We start from the raw sequence: 20,955 nt of genomic DNA on the forward strand, positions 1-20,955 counted from the left end.
AGCGAATGTCTAGCATGGGAGGCATGCCGGAACGACATGACGTGTACGAGACCTTCCTCCGGGTGGCCGAAACCGGTTCCCTGACCGCCGCCGCCCGGAGCCTGGGGTACACGCAGTCCGCGGTCTCCCGACAGATCCACACCCTCGAACACGACCTCGGCACACCCCTGTTCGACCGGCTGCCCCGGGGCGTGGCGCTCACCGGGGCCGGACACGTCCTCGTGCCCCATGCCGAGGCGCTCGTGTCGCGGCTGGCGGCGGCCCGCACCGACCTGGAGGCCCTGCGCCGCCTGGACGGCGGGCGACTTCGGGTGGGTTCCTTCGCCACCGCCGACGCCGCCCTGGTGCCCCGTGCCATCGCCGCCTTCCGCACACGCCATCCCCGTGTCCACCTGTCCCGGGACGAGGGATTCACCGTGGACCTGCTGGACCGGGTGCAGCAGGGCGGGCTGGACCTGGCCGTGGTCAGCTCACCGCCCGACGGCGTCGGGGTCCGCCTGTCGCACCTGGCGGACGAACCGGTTCTGGTGGCGCTCCCGGCCGGACACCCGCTGGCAGGGCGGCGGGGGGTGCGGTTCGCGCAGCTGGAGGGGGAGGAGTGGATCGCCGGGGGAGAGCGCCCCGAGAACACCCTGCTGGCCGCGGCGGTACGCCCGGGGTTCCGGCCCAGGGTGGCGCACGTGGTGCGCGAGTGGATCGCCAAACAGGGCTTCGTCGCCGCCGGACTGGGCGTGACACTGCTGCCCGCGCTGGCGGCCGCCTCGGTCCGCCCCGACATCGCCCTGGCCGCGATGGACCCGGGGGAGCTGCCGCACCGTGGCGTGTACGTGGCCCTGCCCGCGGACCGGCGCACCGCCCCGGCCGCCGAGGCCTTCCTGGAGGAGCTGCGGGCCGCGGCCCGGACCGTCCTGGACGGAGCGGCGACGTGAGGAGGACCCCGCCCCGCGTCCTGCTCAGGTGGCGGCGCTGGTGAAGGCTTCGGTGACCACACTCTGTTCCAGCAGGCTGCGGGTCTCGCGCAGGGCGGCCAGGCTCTCCCGTTCGAGCTCCTCGCTGTGGCGGGCCGCGGGGATAGAGCAGCTCAGGGCGTCGGTGGCGGGGCGGTCGTAGCGCAGCGGGACCGCCAGGCAGCGGACGTCCTCGACGCTCTCCCCGTCCTCGGTTGCGTACCCCCGGTCCCGGATGGCGGCCAGTTCGGTGAACAGGACCCGGCGGTCGGTGACGGTGCTTGCGGTGAGCGGGGCCAGGGTGTCGGGGAGCAGGGCGTCGACCTCGGTATCGGTGCGCTCGGCCAGCAGCGCCTTGCCCAGGGCGGTGGCGTGCGCGGGCAGCCGCCTGCCCACCCGGCTGTAGGGCCGCAGGTAGTGGCGGGAGTCACGGGTGGCCAGGTAGACGACGTCGGCGCCGTCCAGGCGGGCGAAGTGCAGGGTCTCCCCGGTGCGCTCGGAGAGCGCGTCCAGGTGGGGGCGGACCTGGGCGGTGCGGGTGTCGGCGTCGATGTAGCCGGTGCCGGTGAGCAGGGCGCGGATACCGAGCGTGTAGAGGGTGCCGGTGGCGTCGGTGCGCACCCAGCCGCGTTGGACCAGGGTCCGCAGGAGCGCGTACAGGCTGCTGCGCGGCACCCCCATGCGCTGCGACAGGACACGGAGCGAGGCGGCCTGGCCCAACCCGCTCAGCAGTTCGAGCAGTTCCACGGTGCGGGCCGCCGACTTGACCTCGCGCACGCCCTCCTTCTCGCCGTCCACACCTGTCCCCACTTCTGTGCCTTCCGTTCGCCGTCGAGCGGAGTCTAGCCGCGGCCCGCCGCGGATGTTCTCGGCCGGGTGTTGACGTCCTCCGATCACAAACATAGCCTCTGTTTGTATATGAGAATACTATCTACATACGGAGACAAAATTGGTTCCCCCCGTTGACCGCCCCGAACACGTCGCCGAGGCGACCCGACGCCTGTCCCAGGGCATGGACCGCTCGGTGCTCGCCTTCCCCCTGACCCCCTTCGACCAGGACGGGGCCGTGGACCTCAAGGCCTTCGAAGCCCACCTGGAACACCAACTGGCCGCCGACCCCGGAGCGCTCTTCGTCGCCTGCGGCACCGGTGAGTACTTCTCCCTCGACCTGGACGAACACGAGGCCCTGGTCTCCGCCGCCGTGCGGGTCGCCGGCGGCCGGATCCCGGTCGTGGCCGGAGCGGGCCACGGAACCCCGCTGGCCAGCGCCTTCGCCCGCTCCTCCGAACGGGCCGGGGCGGACGCGGTCCTGCTGCTGCCCCCCTACCTGGTCAACGGACCCCAGTCGGGCCTGGTCGAGCACACCCGCCGGGTGTGCGCCGCCACCCGCCTGCCGGTCATCGCCTACCAACGCTCCCAGGTCTCCTTCACCCCCGAGAGCCTGACCGAGCTCTCCGCCATCCCCAACCTGGTCGGCGTCAAGGACGGCCACGGCGACCTGGACCAGATGCAGCGCCTGGTCCTCGCCGCCCCCGAAGGCTTCCTGTTCTTCAACGGCGTCCCCACCGCCGAACTCCAGGCCCGCTCCTACGCGGCGATCGGCGTCAGCGCCTACTCGTCCGCCATCCACGCGGTGGCCCCGGAGATCTCCCACGCCTTCCACGCCGCCCTCGGACGGGGTGACGACACGTTGGTCGACCGCCTGCTCAACGAGTTCTTCGTGCCCTGGGTCCGGCTGCGCGACCGGGGCACCGGCTACGCGGTCTCCCTGGTCAAGGCCGCAGCACAGGACCGTGCCGACGAACTCGGCTACCACGTGGGCCCGGTGCGACCGCCGCTGGCCCAGCCCGCCCCCGAACACCTCGCCGAGGCCCGGACCCTGATCCGCGCCGGTCTGGAGACCGTCCGATGAGCAACCCCGAAACCACCCCCGTCACCAGCATCGACCCCCGCACCGGCAAGGACGTGGAGACGGTCACCCGGGAGAGCACCACCGAGGAGGTGCGGCAGGCCTGCCGGGCCGCGGCCGACGCAGCGCCCGCCCTCGCCCGCCTCGGCCGCCTGTGGCGGGCCGACCTCCTCCAGGCGTGCGCGGACGCCCTGGAGAAGGACCGGGAGGAGCTGGTCCGCCTGGCCGACCGCGAGACCGCCCTGGGTCCGCAGCGGCTCAACGGCGAACTCACCCGCACCACCTACCAGTTCCAGACCTTCGCCGAGGAGATCCGCGAGGGCGCCTACCTGGAGGCGGTCGTCGACCGTCCCGGCCAGACCCCCGCGGGCCCCCGGCCGGACCTGCGCCGCATGCTGGTGCCCCTGGGCCCGGTCGCGGTGTTCGGGGCGAGCAACTTCCCCTTCGCCTTCTCCGTACCCGGCGGGGACACCGCCTCGGCCCTGGCCGCGGGCTGCCCGGTCGTGGTCAAGGCGCACCCCGCCCACCCCGCGACCTCACAGCGCACCTTCGAGGCACTGACCGGAGCCGCCCGGGCCGCAGGCGCCCCCGAGGGGCTGCTGGGACTCGTGCACGGCCTCGAATCCGGTCGCGACCTGGTCCTGGCCCCCGAGATCCGCGCCGCGGCCTTCACCGGCTCCACCCGCGCGGGCCGCGCCCTGTGGGACCTGGCCTCCTCCCGGCCCGACCCCATCCCCTTCTACGGCGAACTCGGCAGCCTCGACCCCCTGGTCGTCACCCCCGCGGCCGCCGCCGCCCGAGGCGAGCAGATCGCGGAGGGCCTGTTCGGCTCCTTCACCCTGGGCGCGGGGCAGTTCTGCACCAAGCCCGGACTGGTCCTGCTCCCCGGCGACCAGACCGGCTCGGCCCTGGTCGACCGGCTGGCACAGGCCGTGCGCACCCACCCGGCCCAGACCCTGCTGACCGAGGGCATCAAGGCCGCCTACACCTCCGCGGAGCTCCCCGGCCGCCTGGTCGCCCAGGGCCCGGCGGACGAGGAGGGCTGGTCCGTTCCCGCACGGCTGCTGCAGGCCCGGCTCTCCGAGCTCACCCCCGACGGCCTCGACGAGTGCTTCGGCCCCCTCACCCTGGTCGCCACCTACGACGACGAGGAGGAACTGCTCCGCTTCATCGGGGAACTGCCGGCCTCCCTGACCGCCTCGCTCTTCTCCGAGTCCGACGAGAGCGCGTTGCGGGGCAGGCTGGCGGAACGCCTCCTGACCCGGACCGGCCGCCTGGTGCACGACGGATTCCCCACGGGGGTGGCGGTCAGCGCCGCCATGCAGCACGGCGGTCCCTGGCCCGCGACCACCAACGCCCTGCACACCTCGGTGGGCGCGACCTCCCTGCGGCGTTTCCTGCGCCCGGTGAGCTGGCAGAACGCCCCCGCGGACCTGCTGCCGGACGAACTGCGTGACGAGCCCGAACACCCGGTCGCCCGACGCGAGTCCTGACACACCGGACACACGAGAGCTGCCCCGGGATCACCTCCCGGGGCAGCTCTCGTCAGTTACCGCACCACGGATCAGGAGCTGCCGGTGGCCTCACTGACGTCGTTGATGAACTGCTCCGCGGCCTCCTCGGGAGTCAGGTCGCCGAAGCCGAGGTCGTCGGAGGTCCGCTTGGTGATCTCCACGACCTCGCCCGCGCCGATCGGCGGCGGCGGGTTGCCGTCGACGATGTCCCCGGTGATCTCCTCCAGGAACGCGGCGCTGCGCTCGTCCGCGGGCGGAAGGTCGCCCAGGATGTGCTCGCGCATGTCCACGTTGGCCGGGAGCCCCAGGTCCGACAGGGTCAGCTCGGCGGCCTCCTCGCTGTTGAGCAGGAAGTCCACGAACTTGGCGGCCTCCTCCGGGTGCTCGGAGTTCGCGGAGACCGCGTAGAACATCGCGGGCTTGAGGTACATCCCGGTGCGCTCGTGCTCGGTCTCACCCGGGTAGCGCAGCAGCTCGATGTCACGCCCGGAGGACTCGCTGATCCCGCCGAGCTGGTTGGTCCAGAAGTGGGCCATCGCCCCCTGGTTGGTGGACAGCACCGACTGGTCGGGACCGCCGGCCTCGATCTCGACGCTCTGCGAGGCGCTGGGCTGACCGCCTCCCTCCAGCAGCCGTTCGGTGATCTCGAACCAGGAGGTCAGGGTCTCCTTGGAGAAGGCCAGGGTGCCGTCCTCGGCGTAGAGGTTCTCCCCGCGCTGGCGGGCGAAGATCTGGAACCCGGACTCGTTGTAGGCCATGCTCTGCACACCGGCGAGCTCGCCGTCGGTGGCCTCGGAGATCTCGTTCGCGATCTCGACGTAGTCGTCCCAGGTCCAACTGGTGTCGTCGGGCATCTCCACCCCCGCCTCCTCGAAGGCCTGGGGGTCGGCCATGATCGCGTAGGCGTTCACCCCGGTGGGGATACCGAAGGTCTGCCCGTCGAGCACGCCGGTCTCGGCCACCAGCGGGTCGAGGGCGGACAGGTCGAGCTGGTCACCGTATTGGCTCAGGTCGGCGAGGGCGCCGCGCTGGCCGTACTCGCGCAGGTACCGCTCCTCCTGCATGAGGATGTCGGGGGCGTCGTTGGCCGCGGTGCTGGTGGCCAGGCGGTCCCAGTAGGAGCCCCAGTCGGTGTAGTCCGGCGAGATCTTGATGCCGGGGTTCTGCTCCTCGAAGACCTCGATGAGCTCCTGCCTCGTGGAGTGGCGGTCGTCCGCGCCCCACCAGGAGTAGCGCAGCTCCACGACGTCGCCCTCGGAGTCCGAGGAGCCGCAGGCGGTGGCGGCCATGACCAGGGCGGCGACCGCCGCGGTCGTGGCGAGCAGGGGACGGCGTCGGCGCCGCGCGGGCGCACTGCCGGAGAATGGGTTCATGGGGGGATTGACCTCTCTGTGCGTGACAAACGTGAGTACGGAGTTCTGGCTGGGTGTTGCAGCCGGAACCGGGTTCAGGGGCCGTCGCCGATGGCCGTTTCCAGCTCCTCGATGAACTGTTCGGCCGCCTGCTCGGCGGTGAGGTTGCCGAAGACCAGCTCCTGGTAGATCCGCTCGTTGATGTCGGCGATCTCGCCCGAGCCGACCGGCGGTGGCGGGTTGCCGTCGACGATCTCGTCCTCGACCTCGGCGAGGAAGGCCGCTCCGCGTTCTCCGGCCGGAGGCAGGTCGTCCGCGACGGCTTCGCGCACGTCCAGGTTGGCGGGCAGTCCCAGGTCGGACAGCACCAACTCGGCCGCGTCCGTGCTGTTGAGCAGGAAGTCGACGAAGCGCGCGGCCTCCTCGGGGTGGTCGCTTCCGGCCGCGATCGAGTAGTACATCGCGGGTTTGAAGTACATCCCGGTGCGTTCGAGCTCGGTCTCGCCCGGGAAGCGCAGCAGCTCGATGTCACGGCCGGAGGCTTCGGTGATGGCACCGAGCTGGTTGGTCCAGAAGTACGCGGTGGCACCGGTGTTGGTGGAGAGCACGGACAGGTCGGGACCGCCGGCCGCGATCTCCACGCCCTCGGTCGCGGAGGGCTGCCCGCCGTCCTCCAGCAGCCGTTCGGTGATCTCGTACCAACTGGTCAGGGTCTCCTTGGAGAAGGCCAGGTTCCCGTCCTCGTCGTAGAGGTTCTCGCCGTGCTGGCGGGCGAAGACGTGGAAGGCGTTCTCGTTGGTCATCCCCTGGGTCCCGACGATCTCACCGTCGGTGGCCCGGCTGATCTCCACCGACATCTCGATGTAGTCGTCCCAGGTCCAGGCGGTGTCGTCGGGCATGTCGACACCGGCCTGCTCGAACGCCTCCGGGTCCGCGAGGATCGCGGAGACGTTCACCCCGGTGGCGGCGCCGAAGGTCTGCCCGTCCATCTGGCCGCTCTGGGCGACGTTCGGGTCGAGGCCGGACAGGTCGAGGGAGTCACCGAGCTCGGCGAGGTCGGCCAGGGCGCCGCGTTCGCCGTACTCGCGCAGGTAGCTCTCGTCCTGCATGATGACGTCCGGGGCGTCGTTGGCCGCGGTGCTGGTGGCCAGGCGGTCCCAGTAGGAGGCCCAGTCGGTGTAGTCCGGGGAGATCCTGATGTCGGGGTTCTGCTCCTCGAAGACCTCGACGGCCTCCTGGAGACGGGTGTGCCGGTCGTCCGACCCCCACCAGGAGAACCGCAGCTCGACGACGTCGCCGTCGGAGCCCGATCCTCCCCCGCAGGCGGTCGCGGCCATGGCGAGCACACCGGCCATCGCGGCCGTGCGGAGCGGGTGGCGGTGTCGGTGCGGCGGGCGCGCACCACCGGCGGGGAGGCTCATGGGCGGCTTCCTTTCCTCTACTTGATTCCGGTGGTCGCGATGCCCTTGACCAGGTAGCGCTGTCCGGCCAGGAAGAAACCGAAGACAGGCCCCAGGGCCACGACGGACATGGCGAAGAGCGGACCCCAGGAGGTCTGGGAGGTGGAGTCGACGAAGGTGCGCAGGGCCACGGGGACCGTGTACATGTCCGGACTGGTCAGGAAGATCAGCTGGCTGAAGAAGTCGTTCCAGGTCCAGATGAAGGTGAAGATCGCCGTGGTGGCCAGGGCCGGCAGGGACAGGGGCAGGATGATCTGGCAGAAGATCCGCACGTGTCCGCAGCCGTCGATACGGGCCGCCTCGTCCAGGTCCTTGGGCAGTCCCCGGATGAACTGCACCATCAGGAAGATGAAGAAGCCGTCCGTGGCCAGGAGCTTGGGCACGATCAACGGGTAGAAGGTGTTGATCCAGCCCAGCTCCGCGAACAGGATGTACTGCGGCACGATCACCACGTGGATCGGCAGCATGATCGTGCCGAGCATGATCGCGAAGAACAGGCGCTTGCCGCGGAACTCCAGCCTCGCGAAGGCGTAGGCGGCCATCGAGCAGCCGATGAGGTTGCCGATGATCGCTCCGCCCACCACGATCGCCGAGTTCAGCAGGTAGCGGTGGAACGGGTACTGGAGTGCGGTCCACCCCTCGGTGTAGTTGCTGGGGGTGAAGTTCCAGGGGATCAGCCCGGGTTCCCGGAAGATCTCGGCTGTGGGTTTGAAGGAACTGGAGAGCATCCACAGCAGCGGGTAGAGCATGATCAGGCCGAAGCCGATCAGTCCCAGGTGGATGAGCAGTCGCCGTGTGCGTTCGGCCTTGGTCCGCCGGGTGGGGGCGGAGGCCGCGGTCTCAGTCGCCATAGAAGACCCAGAACTTGGAGGCGAGGAAGTTCACCGCGGTGAACCCCCCGATGATCATCAGGAGCAGCCAGGCCATCGCGGACGCGTAGCCCATGTCGAAGGCGCCGAAGCCGCGTTGGTACAGGTAGAGGGTGTAGAAGAGGGTGGAGTCCGAGGGGCCGCCGGTACCGCCGCTGACGATGAACGCCTGGGTGAAGGTCTGGAAGGCGTTGATGATCTGCAGTACCAGGTTGAAGAAGATGATCGGCGTGAGCATGGGGACCGTGATGTGCCAGAACCGCCGCAGGGGACTGGCTCCGTCAACGGAGGAGGCCTCGTAGTACATCCTCGGGATCTGCCGCAGCCCGGCCAGGAAGATGACCATCGGCGCACCGAAGGTCCACACGTTGAGCACGATGAGGGTGCCCAGGGCGTAGTCGGGGTGGGAGACCCAGCCCTCGCCCTGGATGCCGAAGAACCCCAGGACCTGGTTGATGAGGCCTTCGGCGCCGAAGACCTGGCGCCACAGGATGGCCACCGCGACACTGCCGCCCAGCAGCGAGGGCAGGTAGTACACCGACCGGTAGAGGGGCAGGCCCCGCAGCCCCCGGTCCAGGACCATCGCCAGGGCCAGGGCCATCGCGAGCTGGAGGGGCACGGAGACGAACACGTAGACGAAGGTGACCTTCAGCGCGCTGTGCAGGCGCGTGTCGGTCAGCATCCGCTCGTAGTTCTCCCCGCCCACCCACTGGTGCTCACCGATGAGGTTGTAGTCGGTGAAGGAGAAGTACAGGGAGGCCAGCAGGGGCCCCGCGGTGATGAGCGCCAGGCCCAGGAACCACGGGCCGAGGAACCCCAGGGCGGCGAGGTTCTCGTACCTGCGCTCCCCCTTGCGGGGAGCCGCGGCCCTGCGGCGGGTCCGGGGCGGGCGCGCCCCGGCGTCGGGGCCGTCGGACGCCCCCGCCTTGCTGTGGAGAAGAGCGGTCAAGACGACACACCTCCTTCCCGAGCCGTTGTCGTGCGTGCCGTCGGCACGCCTGGACCGGGGTTCATGTGGTGACCGCCAATCTGGTCGGAAAACGCACTGATGAGGGAGACGCTCACACTATGTGGCTGAGAACACTGGTGAATTTCGCAGGCCATGGCTTGGTAAGCGCTATCCAGATATTAGGATGTTCAGTTTCTAGCACCGGGTTACAGGGCTGTCAACGCCCTGTTTCACCCCCGGCCCCGAGCGCGCACCAGATCGTTATCTTCACCCCGGGGCCCCCACCCCGGTAAATAGTCACCCTTTGCATTTGACTGAATACTCTGAGCCCCGATTCCTCGGGTGGCACGGAAAAACCCTCATGCCCCCCAGTCGTGCACCCCCTCTTGTCGCGCGCTTCGGAAAGCGTTTACCATTCCTGTGTGAACGACACCACTCAACGCAGGTACGCGATCGTCGGCACCGGCTCCAGGGCCCGCATGTACACCCGAGCCCTGGTGGACACCCATCGGGACCGGGGGCGCCTGGTCGCCCTGTGCGACACCAACCGCACGCGAATGGCCGTGCACAACCGGATCATCACCGACGCAGGCGCGGAGGCCGTGCCCGAGTACGGGGCCGAGGACTTCACCCGCATGCTCCGCGAACAGGCCGTGGACGAGGTGATCGTGTGCACCGTCGACCACACCCACGCCGACTACGTCGTGGCCGCCCTGGAAGCCGGCGCGGACGCCATCACCGAGAAGCCCATGACCGCGGACCTCGAAGGTCTGCGCCGGATCAACGACGCCCAGGCCCGCACCGGGCGCCGGGTGACGGTCGGATTCAACTACCGTTACAACCCCGTCCACGGTCAGGTCCGCGAGCTGATCTCCTCCGGAGCCATCGGCGAGGTGGGCTCCGTCCACTTCGAGTGGCTCCTCGACCTCCGCCACGGAGCCGACTACTTCCGCCGCTGGCACCGGGACAAGACCAAGTCCGGCGGACTGCTGGTGCACAAGGCCAGCCACCACTTCGACCTGGTCAACTGGTGGGTGAACGCGCACCCCCGCGAGGTCTTCGCCTGGGGCGGCCTGTTCTTCTACGGCCAGGACAACGGCCGCCGCCACGGGCTCCTCAACGACTACGAGCGCGGGCACGACGCCGAGGCGGCCGAGAACGACCCCTTCGCCCTGCACATGCGGGACAGCCCCGACCTGACCGCCCTGTACCTGGACGCCGAACACAAGGACGGCTACCGGCGTGACCTGAACGTCTTCGGACCCGACATCACCATCGAGGACGACATGTCCGTCATGGTCAGGTACGACACCGGAGTGCGCCTCAGCTACCACCTCGTGGCCTACGCCCCCTGGGAGGGCTACCGCATCTCCTTCACCGGCAGCCGCGGCAGACTCGAACTGGACATGACCGAGTTCGCCAGCACCACACCGGGCCAGGACGAGGCGCACCCCGTGCGCGGAATGCCCGCCCCCAAGGAGAACACCGAGGCCAGGCTCCTGCTGCGCCGCCACTGGCAGCCCCCGGAGGAGATCCCCGCGCGCGTGGGCGGCGGCGGCCACGGCGGCGGGGACAACGCCATGCTCGACTCCCTGCTCGGCGGAGCCGACGACGGCATCCGCCCCGACCACGCCGACGGCGGCAACGCCCTCCTGACCGGGCTGGCCGCCAACGCCTCCATGGCCTCGGGCGCACCCGTGCGCGTGGCCGACCTGCTCTCGGGCGAGCACTGATGCCCCGCGCCGACGACACCGCACCGCTGCCCCTGCTCCTGGTGGGCATCCACGGGCACGGCCGCTCCCACCTGCGCGCGCTGCTGCCCCTGGCCAGGGCCGGGACCGTCCGCCTCGTCGGGGTCTGCGACCACAGGCCCCCCGCCCCCGACGACGACCTGGAAGGGCACGGGAACGTCCCCTTCTTCGACGACCTGGCCACCGCCCTCGACCGGACGCAGGCACGCCTGACCGTCCTGGTCACCCCCATCCACACCCACCTGCCCCTGGCGAGGGTGGCCCTGGAGCACGGCTCGCACCTGCTGCTGGAAAAACCCACCACCCCCTCCCTGGCCCAGCTCACCAGCCTGGAAGAGGCGGTGCGCGCCTCCGGTCTGGCCTGCCAGGTCGGTTTCCAGAGCCTGGGCTCGCAGGCGATCGACGAGGTCGGCCGACTCGTGGGCGAGGGCCTCCTGGGCGAGCTGCGCGGGATCGGAGCGGCCGGCGCCTGGAAACGCACCTCCGCCTACTACGACCGCGCCCCCTGGGCCGGTCGGCGCGAGCTGGACGGGCACGAGGTGGTGGACGGGGCCCTCACCAACCCCTTCGCACACGCCGTGGCCACCTCCCTGGCCCTGGCCGGTGCCGAGCAGGACGCACCCCGCTCCCTGGAACTGGAGATGCACCACGCACACCCCATCGAGAGCGACGACACCTCCGCCCTGCGCCTGCGCACCCGGGACGGCACCGTCCTCACCGTCGCCGTCACCCTGTGCGCACCCGAGAGCCAGCCCCCCGCCATCACGCTCCACGGCGACCGGGCCAGCCTGACCCTGGAGTACACCCTGGACCGGATCACCCTCCACCGGCCCGGCCACGCACCGCGAACCACCACCCACGGGCGGGTCAACCTCCTGGAGAACCTGGTCGCACACGTCCGGGGGCAGTCCCCCCTCCTGGTGCCGCCCGAACGCACCCGGGGCTTCACCCACGTCCTGGACGCGGTGCGCACCGCCCCCGACCCCCGACCTATCCCGGCCCGGTACCAACAGGTCCACCAGGAGGAGGGGGTCACCCACCGGAGCATCCCCGGGATCACCGACCTGGTGCACCAGAGCGCAAACTCCCTGGCGCTGTTCTCCGAACTCGACGCCCCCTGGACCAGCCCCGCCCCCACGGAGGCCACCACGTGAACCTGTCCCTCGGCCGCACCATCGTGGCCACCCGCCACAGCGGCACCTCAGTGCCCGCCGAACTCTCACCACGCCCCTACCTGCACCCGGTGCGCACCCTCGCGGGAACGGAGGTGACCGAGACCGGCCCCGCCGACCACCGCCACCACCTGGGGGTCAGCGTGACCCTGGCCGACGTCTCCGGGACCAGCTTCTGGGGCGGTCGGACCTTCACCCGCGAGCACGGATCGGTCATGCTCGACAACCACGGCCGCCAGGAACACCTGTCCTGGGACGAGCACTCCGCGGACCGGACCGTCGAGGTGCTCTCCTGGACCGACCCCGGGGGCACCGAGCTCCTCCGGGAGCACAGGACGGTCCGCGCCCTCGCCCTGGACACCAAGACCTGGGTCCTGGACCTGCACTCGTCACTGCGCAACACCTCGGGCCGGGAGCTGGGGATCGGCAGCCCCGCCACCAACGGCCGCCCCGGAGCCGGGTACGGCGGGGTGTTCTGGCGGGCGCCGATCGGTGACCTTCCGCCCTCGGTCACCGGCCCCGACGGGACGGCGGGGGAGGAGGCCCTGCACGGCTCGCACGCCCGCTGGCTCGCCCTCTCCTCGACCGCCTCCCGCCAGGCCCCGTGGACGCTGCTCTTCCTCCAACCCGGCCCGCGCACGGACCCCTGGTTCCTGCGGGCCAAGGAGTACCCGGGTGTGTGCCCGGCCCCCGCCTGGGACACCCGGCTGCGCCTGGGCGCCGACCGGACCCTGGAACTGGGACTGCGCACCGCCGTCACCGACGGCCCGGTAACCGACCACGAAGCACTGGCCACAGCCGTCGCGGCGCTGGCCTGACCACCACGACACCCCGCACCGGGGTCTGGAAAGGAACCGCACACATGCGCGTGCTCGTCACCGGAGGCTCCGGACGACTGGGGCGAAGCGTCGTGACCGTGCTCGCCTCACGCGGACACGAGGTGACCTCGGTGGACACCGCCGAACACCCGTGGCCGGAGGGGATCACCCCGGCCGTCTGCGACCTGCTGGACAGCGGGGCCCGCGCGGAGCTGTTCGCCCGCGCCGCCCCGGAGGCGGTGGTGCACCTGGCGGGTATCGCCGTACCCTTCGCCCGCCCCGACGCCGAGACCCTGCGGGTGAACGCCACCCTGGCCTGGGAGGTACTCACCGCCGCCGTCGAGGCGGGCGCCCACAGCGCCGTCGCGGCCTCCAGCCCCACCGTCTACGGGTACAACACCCCCTCCTGGAAACCGCGGTACCTGCCCCTGGACGAGGAACACCCCGTCGCGCCCTGGCACGCCTACGGTCTGAGCAAGGTGATGGTGGAGGAGACCGTCCGAGCCCTGGCCCGGACCTCCGACAAGTGCGTGCTGTCCGCCGTCCGGCCCGGCTACGTGGTCTCCCCCGAGGAGTGGCGGGGAGCGGTCACCCAGCAGGGCCACACCCTCAGCGAGCGCCTGGAGGACCCCGCCCTGGCCGCCGGCTCCCTGTTCAACTACGTGGACGCCCACGACGCCGCCGAACTGTTCGCGCTGATCGTGGAGAACCCCGAGCGCGTCCCCGGCGGCACCGTCTACAACGCCATCGCCCCCGACCCCCTCGCCCGGGGCCCGGTCGAGGCCGACCTGGCCCGACTGCACCCCACCACGGCCGAACACGCCCCGGCACTGGCCGACGGGCGGGCGGTGTTCTCCTCCGAGCGGGCCCGCCGCGATCTGGGGTGGAGGCCCGAACGCACCTGGCGCGACCTTCTGCACCAGACGGAAGAGGCCTAGTGGCAACGAGGGAAGGACCCCGCCCCTCCGCTACTCTGGGAAAGAGTTTTCCCAACGGTGGTAGGAGGGGCAGGGTCGTGGATCCCGGTTACGTGACTCTGGAACAGGTCGCCGAGCACGCCGGGGTATCCCTGGCGACCGCCTCACGTGTGATCAACGGGAGCACACGGCAGGTGAGCCAGCGGCTCCGGGAGAAGGTGGAGGCCAGCGCCCACGAGCTCGGATACCTGGCCAACGCCTCTGCCCAGACCCTGGCGCGCAACAGCAGCTCCCTGATGGGCCTGGTGGTGCACGACATCGCCGACCCGTACTTCTCCCAGATCGCGGCCGGAGTCACCCGGTACGCCGAGGAGCTGGGGCTGGTACTGGTGCTGGGCACCACCAACCGCTCCACGCAGGCGGAGACGCGCATCATCTCCGCGCTGCGCTCCCACCGGGCCAAGGCGATCGTGATCGCCGGTTCGCGTACCACCAGCGAGGAGAGCGACGCCCGTCTGGCCAAGGAGATCGAGGCCTTCGGGCGCCAGGGCGGCAGGGTCGCCCTGGTCTCCCAGGCCACCCTGCCCGCCGACACCGTCACCCCGAACAACCACTCCGGAGCCGCGGCCCTGGCCCAGCACCTGGTCGCTCAGGGACACCGGCGCTTCGCGATCCTGGCCGGTCCCCCCAACCTGCGGACCGCACGCGAACGCCTGGACGGCTTCCACTGCGCGCTCTCGGCCGCCGGACTCGAACTCGCCCACCACAACGTCGTGCACGGGGACTTCACCCGTGACGGCGGCTACGAGTCCACCCGGCGCCTGATGGCCCTGGGAACCGACGCCACCTGCCTGTTCGCCGTCAACGACGTCATGGCCACCGGAGCCATCGCCGCACTGCGCGCCATGGGCAAGACCGTCCCCGAGGACCTGTCCGTGGCCGGTTTCGACGACATCCCCACGCTGCGTGACCTCACCCCCTCGCTGACCACGGTGCGCCTGCCCCTGGAGGAGATGGGCGAACGCGCCGCCGCACTGGCCCTGGACTCCGACCACCACGGGGAACCGAGGGTGGTCAGCGTCGAGGGCACGGTCATGGCCAGGGAGAGCACCGCACCACCCAGGAACTGAGCGCCTTCGCGTGCGCCCGCCCGCGGCGGCGGTCCCCGGTCGGGACCGCCGCCGTTCCTCGCCCAATGCCGCCGAGCGCTAGGGGAGCGGGGCGAGGTCCTCCGCGAACACCAGCCCGTGGCCGGGGCCGGTCCGCGCGGTCAGGCGGCCGTCGGCCAACTCCACCCCGCTCGGGGCGGCCAAAGCCCCCAGCGCGGCGAAGGAGGCGTGGTCGATGTCCTCGACCATGGCCACCTCGGGCAGGCACAGGGCCAGCTGGCCCGACAGCTCCGGCAGCAGGTGGGGAGCGACCGGCACCCCCCGACGGGCCACCGACTCGGCGATGCGCAGGAACGGGGTGATGCCCCCGACCCGTACGACGTTGGGCTGGGCGACGTCACACACACCCGCGTCCACGAACCGCTCGAACTCCGCCACCGACCGCAGGTTCTCACCAAGCGCGAACGGCAGCGCGGTACGAGCCCGGAGCCGGACGTGGGCCGCCAGGTCCGGGGCGGGCAGCGGCTCCTCCACGAAGTGCGGCGCGAAGGGCTCCAGCCGCGCCAGCGCCCGGGCCGCTCCCGGGACGTCCCACCGCTGGTTGGCGTCGACCATCAGCAACCGCTCCGGGCCCAGGAGGTCGCGTACCGCGCCCACCCGTTCCACGTCGCGGTCGGCCGAGGCCGAACCCACCTTGATCTTCACCGCGTGGTGCCCCCGGTCCACCCACCCCCGGACCTGTGCCAGCAGGTCCGAAAGCGAGTAGTCCAGGTTCACACCGCTGCCGTAGACGGCGACGCTCTCCCGGCGCCGCCCCAACAGCTCCACCAGGGGCGCGCCCGCAGAGCGCGCGTGCAGATCCCACAGGGCGATGTCGACACCGGCCAGGGCCATCAGGGTCAACCCCGTCGTGCCCGCCTCGCGCAGGTGCCACAGCGCCTCGTCCCACAGGGCCGGGTGCGCGCGCCGTCCCAGCAGGGCGGGGGCGAGGTCGTCGTTGACCAGCGCCTCCACGGCCCGCGCCCCGATCAGCGGTGTCCAGGAGAACCCGGTTCCCACCAGGCCCTCGTCGGTGTGCACCCGCACCACGACGACGTCGTTGCGGTCGACCCCGCCGTCCCAGGCCCGGCGCAGCGGCAACCGGTGGGCGCGGGCCGTCACCCGGCTCACCCTCACAGCACACACTCCGCGTGGCGGCGGGCCATCGTGGCGATGACCTCGTCACCGTCGGCGGACCACACGTCCTCGTTGAAGACCTCCCATTCCACGTCGCCCTCGTAACCGGCGGCCAGGACCGCCCGGTGCAGTGTGCGCGCGTCGATGTGTCCGTCGCCGACCATGCCCCGGCCCAGCAGGGAGTCCACCGGCAGGGGCGTGATCCAGTCGCAGACCTGGAAGGAGGTGATGCGGCCCGAGGCGCCGGCCCGGGCGATCTGGTCGAAGACCGCCGGGTCCCACCACACGTGGTAGGTGTCCACGACCACGCCCACGACCTCCGGGGAGAACTGCTCTGCCAGGTCCAGGGCCTGCCCCAGGGTGGACAGGACCGCGCGGTCGGCGCAGAACAGCGGGTGGAGGGGTTCGAGCCCGAGCCGCACGCCGCGTTCGGCCGCGTACGGAGCCAGGGCGTGGATCCCCTCCGCCACCCGCTCCCTGGCCCCGACCAGGTCCCGGTCGCCCTCGGGGAGCCCGCCCGCGACCATGACCAGCACCGGCGCACCCAGTTCGGCGGCCTCGTCGATGGCCCGCCGGTTGTCCTCCAGGGCGTCGGTGCGGGAGGGGTCGCTCAGAAAACCGGCGCGGCAGTAGGAGGACACCCGCAGTCCCGCGTCGCGGACCAGGCGGGCGGAGCGTTCCAGGCCGGTCTCCTGGACGTGTTCACGCCACAGCCCGATGGCGGGCAGCCCGGCGCGCAGGCACCCGTCCACGGCCTGGGTGAGACTCCAGCGCTTCACGGTGGCCTGGTTGAGCGAGAGCCGGGCCAGGCGGGGGTCGCCGGGAGCCGGGGTCTCGGTGTGCACGGGCCTACCGGAGGGGACGTCCACCGGGGCCGGAACCACGGGCCGGTGTCGGGGGGTGGTCGTCACTGGTCCACCCCCGAGACCCGGAGCAGGGAGCGCATACGCTCCTCGGCCAGGGCCGGGTCGCTGAGCGCCCCCGCCGCGTCGGCCAGGCGCAGGGTCTGCGCCAGGTGCGGGAGGTCGCGGGCGCTGTGCAGGCCGCCCACCATGTGGAACCCCTTCTGGTGCCCGTTGAGCCAGGCCAGGAAGGCGATACCGGTCTTGTAGTAGTAGGTGGGCGCGGAGAACAGGTGGCGGGCCAGGGGCACGGTCGGTTCCATCAGGGCCCGGTAGCCGTCGGTGTCACCCCGGTCCAGGGCGGCCAGCGCCCGGGCGGCGGCCGGGGCGATGGCGGCGAACACGCCGAGCAGGGCGTGGGAGTGGCCGTGCTCGTCCCCGAGCACGAGTTCGGGGTAGTGGAAGTCGTCCCCGGTGTACAGGCGCACCCCCGGCGGGAGGAGCCGCCGCAGGCGGACCTCCAGCGCGGTTTCGAGCAGGGAGACCTTGATGCCCTCGACGTGGTCGGCGTGCGCGGCGATCAGTTCGGCGACCGGCTCGATCGCCTCCTCGGGGGAGTCGTAGCCCCAATAGCCCGCGAGAGCCGGGTCGAAGGCGGTGCCCAGCCAGTGCAGGATCACCGGCCGCTCGGCCCGCTTGAGGACGGCGGAGTAGACGCGGGCGTAGTCCTCGGGGCTCTCGGCCACCGCGGCCAGGACCCGGGAGGCCATCACGATGGGGGTGGCCCCGGCTTCCTGAACCACCTCCAACTGCTCACCGTAGGCGGTGATAACGCTTTCCAGATCGACGCGCGAAGACTCCAGGTGGTCGGTGTTGACCCCGCAGGCCAGCAGGGCCCCGCGGTCGCGGGCCTGGGCCCCGGTGCGGCGGATCAGCTCGGCGGTGGCGGGCCAGTCCAGCCCCATGCCCCGCTGGGCGGTGTCCATGGCCTCGGCCACGCCCAGCCCCTGGTCCCACAGGTGGTGGCGGAAGGCCAGGGTGGCCTCCCAGTCCAGGGCGGCCGGGGCTCCGGGGGCGTTGGCGCCGCAGGGGTCGGCGACCACGTGCGCGGCCGCGTAGGCGGTGCGCAGGCGGGCCGGGGGGAGGGGCGAGGCGTCGGCCGCGGCCCCGCTGAGGGTGTAGGGGACGATGGTGCCCTCGCCGGAGGGCAGGTTCAGTGCGTTCACGTGGTGGAGACCTCACCGAGTTCGACGGTACGGCCGGTGCGGGCGGAGAGCAGCCCGGCCTCGGCCATCTGGATGCCGCGCGCACCGGAGAGGAGGTCGTGGTGGAAGGGGGTGCCCAGGACCACGTGCCGCAGGTAGTCCTCCCACTGGGCGCGGAACCCGTTGGGGAACTCCCCGTTGTCGGGGACGTCCGTCCAGTCCTCGCGGTAGCGGACGGGGTCGACGGCGTCGGGGTCCCAGACCGCCTTGGGAGTGGTGGTGCGGTGCTGGATCCGGCAGGAGCGCAGCCCGGCCACGGCGCTGCCGTGGGTGCCGTCCACCTGGAACTCCACCAGTTCGTCGCGGTTGACGCGCACGCTCCAGGAGGAGTTGATCTGGGCGATGATGCCCTCGCCCACCTCGAAGATGCCGTAGGCGGCGTCGTCCGCGGTGGCCTCGTAGGACTCGTTCTGCTCGTCCCAGCGCCGGGGGACGTGGGTGGCGGTCTTGGCGGTGACCGTGCGCACCGGTCCGAAGAGGTGCTCCAGGACGTAGTGCCAGTGGGGGAACATGTCCAGGACGATGCCGCCCCCGTCCTCGGCCCGGTAGTTCCAGCTCGGGCGCTGGGCGGGCTGCCAGTCCCCCTCGAAGACCCAGTAGCCGAACTCACCGCGGATGGAAAGGACTTTTCCAAAGAAGCCGCTGTCCAGGAGGCGGCGGAGCTTGAGCAGGCCCGGCAGGAAGAGCTTGTCCTGGACCACGCCGTTGCGCACCCCGGCCTGCTCGGCGAGCTTGGCCAGCTCGAGCGCGGCGTCCAGCGTTCCGGCGGTGGGTTTCTCGACGTAGATGTGCTTGCCCGCGGCGATCGCCGAGCGGACGGCGTCCTCCCTGGCGTGCGTGATCTGGGCGTCGAAGTACAGCGGGACGTTGTCGTCGGACAGGACCGAGTCCAGGTCAGTGGTCCAGCGCTCGATGCCGTGCCTTTCGGCGATGGCGCGCAGTTTGCGCTCCGACCGGCCCACCAGCACGGGTTCGGGTATGACGCGGGAGCCGTCGGGTAGTTCGACACCGCCGGAGTCCCGGATGGCCAGCACCGACCTGGTCAGATGCTGCCTGTACCCCATGCGGCCGGTGACGCCGTTCATGGCGACGCCCAGCACGTGATCACTCATGGCTTGTTACCACCTCTCAGATGAAAGCGCTTTCCAGACTAGGGCAAAGCTACCCCGCCCCGCCAGAGGTGTCGAGACCGGGGACGGGAATTCCCCCTGCGGAGGACTCGGCTCCGCAGGGGGACCGAACGCCTGGAGGGCGCCTCAGCCCAGCGAGATCCCCTCCGTTGGCGGCAGGTCGGCCAGGGTCGCCACCTCGTGCAGGTGGTGGACCCCGGGGGAGAGATCCCGTGCCAGCGAGGCGGCCCATGCGGTCACCGCCGCCGTCCCCCGGGACTGTCCCTGTCCGCGCGCCCAGCGCCGGTGCCCTCCCGAGACCGCCACCAGGGTCCACTCCCGGGAGCCGGGCAGATGCGGGACGCCCCGCAGCGCCCCGGCCCCGGGCAGGCGGGCGAGCAGGGCCAGGGCCGTGGTGGCCGCCGCGGAGTCGAGGCCCAGGTAGGTGCGAACCGGGCGCGCGAGGTCGCGGGTGAGCGTGTGCTGGTCGGAGAAGTCGGCCCGGTACAGGCGCCGCCGCCGACCGGGCAGGTCGAAGGTCCGCCCCCGGGTGAGGTTGCGGACGCTCTCCCCGGTGGCCGGGTCGGCGAAGGACCGGCCGAGCAGGTTCAGGGACCATTCCGTGGCCGCCGCACCGTGCCGTTCCCCCGACCCCAGGACCACCCCCAGGTCGACGGGGCCCTTTCCGGGCAGGTCGGCGGCGAGCAGGTTGGTCAGCCCGGGGGCCAGTCCGACGCTGAGCAGGACCGGTGCGCGCGGCCGGAGCCGCTCGACCTCGGTGACGTAGCCGGCGGTGGCGGTGGCGTCGACGAAGGCCGCGCCCCGGTCGGTCGCGGACCGGACCAGGGCCGGGTCCTCGGCCCCGGAGGCGTTGACCACGGCGTCCGCGCCCCGCAGGGCGCTCAGGTAACCCGCCAGGCCGGGTTCGGCCAGATCCACCGCCCGATCCGCGCGCCGGGGGTCGCGCCCGGCGACCACACAGGTGTGTCCGGCTCCGCGCAGCGCCTCCACGACCGGCGCCCCCACGGCCCCGTAGCCGCCCAGGACGAGTACTCGCATCTCCGCCCAACTTTCTGTAGTAGGACTACAATAAGATATTTGTAGTGACACTACAGTCAAGTCGTAGGATGGTGACCATGGACGCACGACAACCCGCCGACGGCCGCGCCGCCCGCTCGGCCGCCACCCGCGTCCGGGTCGCCCGTGCCGCGACCCGGCTGTTCACCACCGGCGGCTACACCGCCACCAGCATGGCGAGCATCGCCGAGGAGGCGGGGGTGGCGACCCAGACGGTCTACTACGCCTTCGGCACCAAGGCGGCGGTGCTCAAGGAGGCCCTGGACCAGGCCGTGGCCGGGGACGCCGAACCCGTGGCCACCCTGGAGCGCCCCTGGGTCCGCGCGGCGCTGGCCGCCGGGGACCCGCACGAACTGGTCCGGCTCCAGGTGCAGGGGACCGCCCGGGTCATGGTCCGCGTCGCCGCCCTGGTGGAGGTGCTCCGCGGCGCGGCCCCCTCCCAGCCCGAACTGGCCGAGCTGTGGCGGACCAACACCGAGCAGCGCCGCACCGTCCACACCGTGTTCGCCCGGGCCCTGGCCGACCGGGGCGCCCTGCGCGGGGGCCTGGACGCGCAGGAGGCCGCCGACACCCTGCTGGGCCTGCTCAGTCCCGAGCTGTACACCCTCTACACCGGCCAACTCGGCTGGAGCACCGAACGTTGGGCGGCCTGGGCCGCCGACGCGGTCAGCCACCAGCTCATCGGCCCCCCGGACTCGGGGAGTTGAACGGGGAGGCCG

General features: G+C 71.6%; 19 protein-coding genes. 9 read left to right on the plus strand and 10 right to left on the minus strand.

Features of this window, described 5'->3' with window-relative positions:
* The first annotated feature begins 23 nt into the window (after positions 1-23).
* A complete protein-coding gene (locus AC0VYD_RS13945; RefSeq protein ID WP_475475960.1) occupies positions 24-929 on the plus strand; it encodes a LysR family transcriptional regulator in 906 nt (301 codons plus the stop codon).
* A 24-nt stretch (positions 930-953) separates the two neighbouring features.
* Here AC0VYD_RS13945 and AC0VYD_RS13950 read toward each other — a convergent pair whose 3' ends face one another.
* On the minus strand, positions 954-1,745 hold the full coding sequence (locus AC0VYD_RS13950) for an IclR family transcriptional regulator (RefSeq protein WP_475475961.1): 792 nt from the start codon (positions 1,743-1,745) through the stop codon (positions 954-956).
* Positions 1,746-1,896: 151 nt separating this feature from the next.
* Here AC0VYD_RS13950 and AC0VYD_RS13955 point away from each other — a divergent pair, with 151 nt between their 5' ends.
* Positions 1,897-2,859, plus strand: coding sequence for a 5-dehydro-4-deoxyglucarate dehydratase (locus AC0VYD_RS13955; RefSeq protein ID WP_475475962.1), 963 nt, complete (start codon positions 1,897-1,899; stop codon positions 2,857-2,859).
* On the plus strand, positions 2,856-4,349 hold the full coding sequence (locus AC0VYD_RS13960; RefSeq protein ID WP_475475963.1) for an aldehyde dehydrogenase (NADP(+)): 1,494 nt from the start codon (positions 2,856-2,858) through the stop codon (positions 4,347-4,349). Before AC0VYD_RS13955 ends, AC0VYD_RS13960 begins: the two co-directional genes overlap by 4 nt.
* A gap of 71 nt (positions 4,350-4,420) precedes the next feature.
* On the opposite strand, the gene AC0VYD_RS13965 is transcribed toward AC0VYD_RS13960, so the two are convergent.
* From AC0VYD_RS13965 to AC0VYD_RS13980, 4 genes are all read right to left on the minus strand, one after another.
* Positions 4,421-5,743, minus strand: coding sequence for an extracellular solute-binding protein (locus tag AC0VYD_RS13965; RefSeq protein ID WP_473039573.1), 1,323 nt, complete (start codon positions 5,741-5,743; stop codon positions 4,421-4,423).
* A gap of 74 nt (positions 5,744-5,817) precedes the next feature.
* The gene (locus AC0VYD_RS13970; RefSeq protein ID WP_475475964.1) at positions 5,818-7,143 is read right to left on the minus strand and encodes an ABC transporter substrate-binding protein; all 1,326 of its coding nucleotides are present in this window, start codon (positions 7,141-7,143) and stop codon (positions 5,818-5,820) included.
* Positions 7,144-7,160: 17 nt separating this feature from the next.
* On the minus strand, positions 7,161-8,033 hold the full coding sequence (locus tag AC0VYD_RS13975; protein ID WP_475475965.1) for a carbohydrate ABC transporter permease: 873 nt from the start codon (positions 8,031-8,033) through the stop codon (positions 7,161-7,163).
* A complete protein-coding gene (locus AC0VYD_RS13980) occupies positions 8,023-9,000 on the minus strand; it encodes a carbohydrate ABC transporter permease (protein ID WP_475475966.1) in 978 nt (325 codons plus the stop codon). Before AC0VYD_RS13980 ends, AC0VYD_RS13975 begins: the two co-directional genes overlap by 11 nt.
* Before the next feature lie 422 nt (positions 9,001-9,422).
* Between AC0VYD_RS13980 and AC0VYD_RS13985 the strand changes: the two genes are divergently transcribed.
* From AC0VYD_RS13985 to AC0VYD_RS14005, 5 genes are all read left to right on the plus strand, one after another.
* Positions 9,423-10,733, plus strand: coding sequence for a Gfo/Idh/MocA family oxidoreductase (locus AC0VYD_RS13985; protein ID WP_475475967.1), 1,311 nt, complete (start codon positions 9,423-9,425; stop codon positions 10,731-10,733).
* The gene (locus tag AC0VYD_RS13990; RefSeq protein ID WP_475475968.1) at positions 10,733-11,905 is read left to right on the plus strand and encodes a Gfo/Idh/MocA family protein; all 1,173 of its coding nucleotides are present in this window, start codon (positions 10,733-10,735) and stop codon (positions 11,903-11,905) included. Before AC0VYD_RS13985 ends, AC0VYD_RS13990 begins: the two co-directional genes overlap by 1 nt.
* Positions 11,902-12,741 carry a DUF6807 domain-containing protein gene (locus tag AC0VYD_RS13995; RefSeq protein WP_475475969.1) on the plus strand — a complete coding sequence of 280 codons (840 nt, stop codon included), beginning with the start codon at positions 11,902-11,904 and terminating at the stop codon, positions 12,739-12,741. The genes AC0VYD_RS13990 and AC0VYD_RS13995 overlap by 4 nt, the downstream gene beginning before the upstream one ends.
* A gap of 44 nt (positions 12,742-12,785) precedes the next feature.
* Entirely contained in the window at positions 12,786-13,679 is an 894-nt protein-coding gene (locus AC0VYD_RS14000; RefSeq protein ID WP_475475970.1) for an NAD-dependent epimerase/dehydratase family protein, read from the plus strand.
* A 77-nt stretch (positions 13,680-13,756) separates the two neighbouring features.
* A complete protein-coding gene (locus AC0VYD_RS14005; RefSeq protein ID WP_191269753.1) occupies positions 13,757-14,788 on the plus strand; it encodes a LacI family DNA-binding transcriptional regulator in 1,032 nt (343 codons plus the stop codon).
* Positions 14,789-14,866: 78 nt separating this feature from the next.
* Here AC0VYD_RS14005 and AC0VYD_RS14010 read toward each other — a convergent pair whose 3' ends face one another.
* The 5 genes from AC0VYD_RS14010 to AC0VYD_RS14030 all read right to left on the minus strand — a co-directional run bounded on the left by AC0VYD_RS14010 (position 14,867) and on the right by AC0VYD_RS14030 (position 20,218).
* On the minus strand, positions 14,867-15,943 hold the full coding sequence (locus tag AC0VYD_RS14010; RefSeq protein WP_475475971.1) for a mandelate racemase/muconate lactonizing enzyme family protein: 1,077 nt from the start codon (positions 15,941-15,943) through the stop codon (positions 14,867-14,869).
* Positions 15,940-16,854 (minus strand): sugar phosphate isomerase/epimerase family protein, encoded by a 915-nt coding sequence (locus AC0VYD_RS14015; RefSeq protein WP_475475972.1) that lies wholly within the window; start codon positions 16,852-16,854, stop codon positions 15,940-15,942. The genes AC0VYD_RS14010 and AC0VYD_RS14015 overlap by 4 nt, the downstream gene beginning before the upstream one ends.
* Positions 16,851-18,011: a dihydrodipicolinate synthase family protein gene (locus AC0VYD_RS14020; RefSeq protein WP_475475973.1), complete on the minus strand. Its 1,161-nt coding sequence runs from the start codon at positions 18,009-18,011 to the stop codon at positions 16,851-16,853. The genes AC0VYD_RS14015 and AC0VYD_RS14020 overlap by 4 nt, the downstream gene beginning before the upstream one ends.
* On the minus strand, positions 18,008-19,162 hold the full coding sequence (locus tag AC0VYD_RS14025; protein WP_473039561.1) for a Gfo/Idh/MocA family protein: 1,155 nt from the start codon (positions 19,160-19,162) through the stop codon (positions 18,008-18,010). Before AC0VYD_RS14025 ends, AC0VYD_RS14020 begins: the two co-directional genes overlap by 4 nt.
* A gap of 144 nt (positions 19,163-19,306) precedes the next feature.
* A complete protein-coding gene (locus tag AC0VYD_RS14030; protein ID WP_475475974.1) occupies positions 19,307-20,218 on the minus strand; it encodes a saccharopine dehydrogenase in 912 nt (303 codons plus the stop codon).
* 77 nt (positions 20,219-20,295) lie between these two features.
* On the opposite strand from AC0VYD_RS14030, the gene AC0VYD_RS14035 reads away from it, so the two are divergent.
* Entirely contained in the window at positions 20,296-20,943 is a 648-nt protein-coding gene (locus tag AC0VYD_RS14035) for a TetR/AcrR family transcriptional regulator (RefSeq protein WP_475475975.1), read from the plus strand.
* Positions 20,944-20,955 lie beyond the last annotated feature (12 nt).

It is taken from the genome of Nocardiopsis sp. iso_40 (assembly GCF_056173285.1).